The sequence below is a fragment of the Rhizobacter sp. genome (assembly GCF_035702065.1).
GTDB lineage: Bacteria > Pseudomonadota > Gammaproteobacteria > Burkholderiales > Burkholderiaceae_C > Rhizobacter.
The window spans coordinates 1-4390 of record NZ_DASSRA010000059.1 but is presented as its reverse complement, the minus strand read 5'-3'; the positions used below and the strand labels follow the sequence as shown (position 1 = coordinate 4390).

The window sequence follows — 4390 nt, the reverse complement described above, 5'->3', positions numbered from 1 at the left end:
AACCTCTCGTTCCTGGCCTCGGTGGGCTCGGTCTCGCCCTACGTGGGCCTTTTCGGCACGGTGTGGGGCATCATGCACGCTTTCACCGGCCTGGCCAGCCTGCAGTCGGTGACGCTGGCCACGGTGGCGCCCGGCATCGCCGAGGCGCTGGTGGCCACGGCCATCGGCCTCTTCGCGGCCATCCCGGCGGTGATCGCCTACAACCGCTTCGCGCGCGAGATCGACCGCATCGCCATCCAGATGGAGACCTTCATCGAGGAGTTCTCCAACATCCTGCAGCGCAACGCCAGCCAGCCGCTGCCTCCGGCCGGTACGGCCGCTGGGGTGCGTTGAGATGCCGGCCGTCACGCCCCTGCGCGGCGGTGGCAGCCGCCGCCGCACCATCAACGAGATCAACATGGTGCCCTTCATCGACGTGATGCTGGTGCTGCTGATCATCTTCATGGTGAGTGCGCCCCTCATCACCACGGGCGTGGTCGACCTGCCCAGCATCGGCAAGAGCAAGCAGCAGCCCAAGAAGGTGATCGAGGTGGTGGTGGCCAAGGACGAGGCCTTGCGCCTGCGCGTGGACAACAAGGACGTCTCCACCATGACGCTCAAGAACCTGGCCGACCGCGTGAGCGCGGCCCAGGGTGGCGACGCCGACACGCCGGTGGTGATCTCCGCCGACAAGGCCGTGAAGTACGAGGCCGTGGTGCGCGTGATGGACCTGCTGCAAAAGGCCGGCGTGCAGCGCGTGGGCCTCTCGGTCAAGAGCAACGGCTGAAGACGCGAGCATGAACACCACGGCCCAGCGCGACGAGTTGATGCCCAAGCCGGCCGACGGCACGGGCCGTGGCTTTGCGCTGGCCACCCTGGTGCACCTGGGCCTGCTGATCGCCATCGCCTTCGGCGTGAGCTGGCATGCCAGCGAGCCGGCGGGCGTGGAGGCGGAACTGTGGGCCAGCGTGCCCCAGGTCGCTGCGCAGCGCGACGTGGCGCCCGAGCCGCCGCCCACGCCCAAGCCGGAGCCCAAGGTGGAACCGAAGCCGGAACCCAAGCCCGAACCCAAGGTGCAGCAGCCCGACCCGCAGATCGCCATCGAGAAGGCCAAGCAAGAGAAGATCAAGAAGCAGAAGGAAGAAGAGAAGCGCGAGCAGGAAGAGAAGGACAAGGCCGAGAAGAAGAAGGCCCAGGAGGAGAAAGCCAAGCTCGCCAAGGCGGAAGCCGACAAGCAGAAGAAGCTCGACGACCAACGCGCTCAGAACCTCGCTCGCATCAAGGAGATGATGGGCGCCGATGCAGGTGACCCATCGGGCCAGTCAGCTCAGACCAAGGGGCCTTCGGCGTCTTATGCCGGCAAGCTGCGCGCGGCCATCTACCCCAACATCACCTTCATCCGCGCAATCGCCGTCAACCCCACGGCCGACGTCCAGGTTCAGGCCGCTGCTGACGGCACCGTGATCAGCCGCCGCCTGGTCAAGAGCAGCGGCATCCCGGAATGGGACGAAGCGGTACTCGACGCCATCACCAAGACCGGCAAGCTGCCGCGCGATGAAGACGGTACGGTGCCGAAGAACATCACCATCGGCTTCCGCCCGCAGCCGTAGCGGCTTCAGCGCGGCACCCGCCCGTAGGTGATCGACCAGACCGTGCCCGCACGGAAGCGCACCGTCGCCACCAGGTTGCCCGGCCCCCGGTCGTACAGCCACTCGTCGACCTGCTGGCACGGCACGTAGGCGCTGGCCCAGGGCTCGGGCACCACGTTGAGGGTGCCGCGGTAGTACACCGGCGCACAGAAGCTGTCGGCAAGCATCGGTTGGCCGCACTTGTAGACCACCGCGACGCGAGAGTCCCCTTCGGCCGCGATGCCTCCCGCACAGCGCAGCGATTCGGCATGGGCCGGTGACCCGAAGACGGCAAACGCAAGCGCGATGAAGAACAGACGAAGATGAATGCGCATGCCCGTCTCCTTCAGCCAGACCCTGGCTTGGAGACAACTGTGTGCCGCGCAGTTCCGAGCGTCAAGCCTTGGCCATGAGCCGCGGCTCCAGCAAGCGGTCGAGCGACCACTTGCCCGGCCCCCAGAGCGCCAGGCCGACCAGCAGGCTGCCCCAGAACACATGCTGCTGCAGCGCGGCAGGTGCGATCTCGGCCAGGCTGATGACGGCCACCACGTTCATCACCGACAGCCCCAGCGCGGCGAAGCGCCCGGCCAGGCCCAGCAGCAAGAGCACGGGCAGCACCAGCTCGCCGCCCGTGCCGGCCCAGGCGGCGGCGGCCGGCGGCAGCAAGGGCACGTGGTACTCGTCGTTGAAGAGCGCGAGCGTGGTGTCCCAGTCGTGGACCTTGGTCAGGCCGGAGAGGAAGAAGGCCTGCGCGACATGGAAGCGCGCAGCGAGCTGGGCCAGCGGCTGCAGCGCTTCCAGCGCGGCGACGAAGCGGCTCCACAGGGTGAACAGGGCAGCGGTCATGGTTGGCTTTCTCAACAGGGAATCAAGGCTTGGTCGCGGCCACGCGCGAAACCTTGCACACCCACCCGTTCTGCACGGCCTGCATCAGCCACGGCTCGAAGGCGAAGCCCTCGCCGGCGTGTTCGATGGCCGCGGCCAGGGTGTCCCCGTGCCGCAGGCTGCGCGTCCAGCGCGCGGTGGGCTCGTCCACCGTCTGCACCTGGGCACGCCAGCCTGCACGCCAGACCATGGCGTGTTCTCCCTGCCCGGTTGACAGGGCTTCGCGTGCCTGGAGCAGGTGGTCGGCAGCCCCCTCGCCCGGCTGGTGCGCACGCCAGACGCTCACGATGGCATGCGCACTGCTCAGCGCCGCCACGCCAGGCATCAGCTCGATGCGCAACTGCGCTGCGTCCACCTCGGCCAGCAGGTTCAGCGTGGCCAGGTCGGCGGTGGCCTCGGCGGCGCGTTCGGCCTGGGCCAGCAGCCAGTCGAGCCGCGCGCTGTCGGCCAGGTAGGGCACATCGGTCAGTTGCTCGCTGTCGGCGATGAAAGCCGGCAGGCCCTCGCCGAGCCACGCGAGGTCACCGCGCACCGGCGGGTGCGCATGCCAGAAGGCGCGCGCCATGGCGGCGAAGGACTCTTCGCCGATCAGCGCCTGCACCGTCGGGAACGAGGTGGCCAGCGCCCGCTCGGCCGAGGCGCCGGCATTGGCGCGGTAAGCCTCCAGGCCGCGTGCGGCTCGGCCTGGCGACGTCATCAGGCCGGCAGGCAGCTCGCCGCGCCCGAGCAGCGCGGCCATCAGGGCCTGCTGGCGTGTGGCCTCGCTGTTCATGCCAGCGCGTCCATGACCTGCCCCGCCGTGCGCGCCTCGTCCAGCAGCACATCGAGCGGCGGCAGGTCGGTGTCCCATTCCACCAAGGTGGGCCGCGCGCCCAGCAGGCGGATGGCATGGCGGTAGACCTGCCACACCGGCGCGTGCACGCGGCTGCCGTGGTCGTCGATCACGATGTCGCCCAGATCGGTGTAGCCGGCGAGGTGGATCTCGCCCACGGTGCTGGGCACCAGCGCGTCGATCCAGTCGCAGGCGCTGCGCGCCGGGTCCGCCTCGCCGGCGTTGAGCGCATTCACCACCAGGTTGTTGACGTCGAGCAGCACCCCACAGCCGCTGCGCCGCACCAGCGCGTTGAAGAACTCGGGCTCGCTCATGTCGCGCTCGGCGAAGCCGAGATACGCCGACAGGTTCTCCACCAGGATGGGCCGCTTCAGGCGTTCCTGCACCTGCGACACGTTGTCCACCATGATGGCGAGCGAGGCTTCGGTGAAGGCCAGTGGCAGCAGGTCGTTGCCATGCAGCACCGGCCCGCCGGCACGCTGCGGCGCGCGCGCGAAGCTCGCGTGGTCGGAAACGCGCACCGGGTCGATGCGATCGACCAGGCGCGCCAGGCGATCGAGGTGCCACGGGTCGAGCCCGGCGGCCGAACCGAGCGACAAGCCCACACCGTGCAGGCTCACGTCGTAGTGCGACCGCGCCTCCTGCAGCACGGCCAGCGCCGCGCCGCCATCGGCAAAGAAGTTCTCGGAATGCACCTCGACAAAGCCGAGCTGCGGGCGCCGCTCCATGAGCTGCGCGTAGTGGGGCTGGCGCAGGCCGAGCCCCACCTGTGCAAGCGCTGCAGCACCCATCTTCGCGCGGCGCCTGCGCCTTACTTCTTCATCATCTTCTTGGCGGTGTCGGCGTCGGTGCCGCCCATGCTCTTGCAGGTGCCCTTGGCCACGTACTTCCATTCGTCCGCGCCCTTGTCGGCCTTGGACTGGCCGGCGCACGAGTGGCTACCCGACAGGTTGGCGCAGTCGTTCTCCCCGGCCTTGGCCACGCCGAAGCACTTTTCCTTCTCCATGGGTTTGTCCTGGGCAGCGGCATGGCCTGCGAGGCCGAGTGCGAGCACGGAAGCGAGGGC

General features: G+C 68.9%; 8 protein-coding genes. 3 read left to right on the top strand and 5 right to left on the bottom strand.

Translation table 11 applies throughout. The features are described 5' to 3' along the window. From VFL64_RS02790 to tolA, 3 genes are all read left to right on the top strand, one after another. Positions 1–333 (top strand): MotA/TolQ/ExbB proton channel family protein (locus tag VFL64_RS02790; protein WP_489538859.1); only part of this gene is annotated, 333 nt, incomplete at its 5' end. Position 334: 1 nt separating this feature from the next. Continuing rightward, a complete protein-coding gene (gene tolR / locus VFL64_RS02785) occupies positions 335–766 on the top strand; it encodes a protein TolR (RefSeq protein WP_489538858.1) in 432 nt (143 codons plus the stop codon). Positions 767–776: 10 nt separating this feature from the next. Beyond that, positions 777–1589: a cell envelope integrity protein TolA gene (tolA, locus tag VFL64_RS02780; protein WP_489538857.1), complete on the top strand. Its 813-nt coding sequence runs from the start codon at positions 777–779 to the stop codon at positions 1587–1589. 5 nt (positions 1590–1594) lie between these two features. Here tolA and VFL64_RS02775 read toward each other — a convergent pair whose 3' ends face one another. The 5 genes from VFL64_RS02775 to VFL64_RS02755 all read right to left on the bottom strand — a co-directional run. Then, positions 1595–1942, bottom strand: a complete 348-nt coding sequence (locus VFL64_RS02775; RefSeq protein ID WP_489538856.1) for a DUF2845 domain-containing protein — start codon at positions 1940–1942, stop codon at positions 1595–1597. A 61-nt stretch (positions 1943–2003) separates the two neighbouring features. After that, entirely contained in the window at positions 2004–2453 is a 450-nt protein-coding gene (locus VFL64_RS02770; protein WP_489538855.1) for a DoxX family protein, read from the bottom strand. Between the two features lie 22 nt (positions 2454–2475). After that, positions 2476–3264 carry an HvfC/BufC family peptide modification chaperone gene (locus tag VFL64_RS02765; RefSeq protein ID WP_489538854.1) on the bottom strand — a complete coding sequence of 263 codons (789 nt, stop codon included), beginning with the start codon at positions 3262–3264 and terminating at the stop codon, positions 2476–2478. Then, a complete protein-coding gene (gene bufB, locus VFL64_RS02760; RefSeq protein ID WP_489538853.1) occupies positions 3261–4115 on the bottom strand; it encodes an MNIO family bufferin maturase in 855 nt (284 codons plus the stop codon). Before bufB ends, VFL64_RS02765 begins: the two co-directional genes overlap by 4 nt. Positions 4116–4135: 20 nt before the next feature. Beyond that, positions 4136–4390, bottom strand: a 255-nt coding sequence (locus tag VFL64_RS02755) for a BufA1 family periplasmic bufferin-type metallophore (protein WP_489538852.1), incomplete at its 5' end; no start/stop codon positions are given.

Bases quoted from the DNA above. Each gene is read 5' to 3' on its own strand.
- VFL64_RS02765 (WP_489538854.1), bottom strand. From the start codon at position 3,264: ATGAACAGCGAGGCCACACGCCAGCAGGCCCTGATGGCCGCGCTGCTC.
- VFL64_RS02775 (WP_489538856.1), bottom strand. From the start codon at position 1,942: ATGCGCATTCATCTTCGTCTGTTCTTCATCGCGCTTGCGTTTGCCGTC.
- VFL64_RS02770 (WP_489538855.1), bottom strand. From the start codon at position 2,453: ATGACCGCTGCCCTGTTCACCCTGTGGAGCCGCTTCGTCGCCGCGCTG.
- bufB (WP_489538853.1), bottom strand. From the start codon at position 4,115: ATGGGTGCTGCAGCGCTTGCACAGGTGGGGCTCGGCCTGCGCCAGCCC.
- tolR (WP_489538858.1), top strand. From the start codon at position 335: ATGCCGGCCGTCACGCCCCTGCGCGGCGGTGGCAGCCGCCGCCGCACC.
- tolA (WP_489538857.1), top strand. From the start codon at position 777: ATGAACACCACGGCCCAGCGCGACGAGTTGATGCCCAAGCCGGCCGAC.